The sequence below is a fragment of the Desmospora profundinema genome, assembly GCF_031454155.1.
In the GTDB taxonomy this organism is placed as follows: Bacteria; Bacillota; Bacilli; order Thermoactinomycetales; family DSM-45169; genus Desmospora; species Desmospora profundinema.
Genome location: NZ_JAVDQG010000018.1, coordinates 1 through 1213, shown reverse-complemented (window position 1 = coordinate 1213; position 1213 = coordinate 1). Strand labels below are relative to the sequence as shown.

Here is a 1213-nt window from a genome sequence, read left to right as displayed (position 1 = left end):
CAGCGCGCTCTCCTACCCTCCTGCGTCCCCCCATCACTCAAACGGCGGAAGGTGGTACAGGAATTTCCACCTGTTGTCCATCGCCTACGCATCTCTGCCTCGGCTTAGGTCCCGACTTACCCTGAGCGGACGAACCTTCCTCAGGAAACCTTAGGCTTACGGCGGAGGGGATTCTCACCCCTCTTTTCGTTACTCATACCGGCATTCTCACTTCCCAGCGCTCCACCGCCCCTTACGGGTCGACTTCGATGCCCTGGGAACGCTCCCCTACCATGTCAAATGACATCCACAGCTTCGGTGGTGTGTTTAGCCCCGTTACATTTTCGGCGCAGAGTCCCTGGACCAGTGAGCTATTACGCACTCTTTCAATGATGGCTGCTTCTAAGCCAACATCCTGGTTGTCTATGCGACTCCACATCCTTTCCCACTTAACACACACTTGGGGACCTTAGCTGGTGGTCTGGGCTGTTTCCCTTTCGACTACGAATCTTAGCACCCGCAGTCTGACTCCCGGATAACAAGTCTACGGCATTCGGAGTTTGACTGAGTTCGGTAACCCTTGACAGGCCCCTAGCCCAATCAGTGCTCTACCTCCGCGACTTTTTCATCCGAGGCTAGCCCTAAAGCTATTTCGGGGAGAACCAGCTATCTCCGGGTTCGATTGGCATTTCACCCCTACCCACACCTCATCCCCTGGTTTTTCAACACCAGTGGGTTCGGGCCTCCACTGAGTTTTACCTCAGCTTCACCCTGGACATGGGTAGATCACCCGGTTTCGGGTCGACGACGACGTACTGATGCGCCCTATTCAGACTCGCTTTCGCTGCGGCTCCGGCTTCTCACCTTAACCTTGCACGCCATCGTCACTCGCCGGTTCATTCTACAAAAGGCACGCCGTCACGTGTCATGCACGCTCCGACTGCTTGTAGGCACACGGTTTCAGGTTCTGTTTCACTCCCCTCCCGGGGTGCTTTTCACCTTTCCCTCACGGTACTGGTTCACTATCGGTCGCCAGGGAGTATTTAGCCTTGGGAGGTGGTCCTCCCGGATTCCCACGGAATTTCACGTGTTCCGCGGTACTCGGGGTCCGTCCTGGAGGGTGGAAGGTTTCAGCTACGGGGCTGTTACCCTCTGCGGCGGGCCGTTCCAGGCCACTTCGCCTACCTTCCACTTTTGTGACTCCATATAGGACGCCCCACAACCCCGCAAGGGA

The 1213-nt window shown here is 56.6% G+C and carries 1 rRNA gene; it reads right to left on the bottom strand.

The window, feature by feature from the left end:
- Positions 1–1213, bottom strand: a 23S ribosomal RNA gene (locus JOE21_RS17720); the annotation flags it as partial.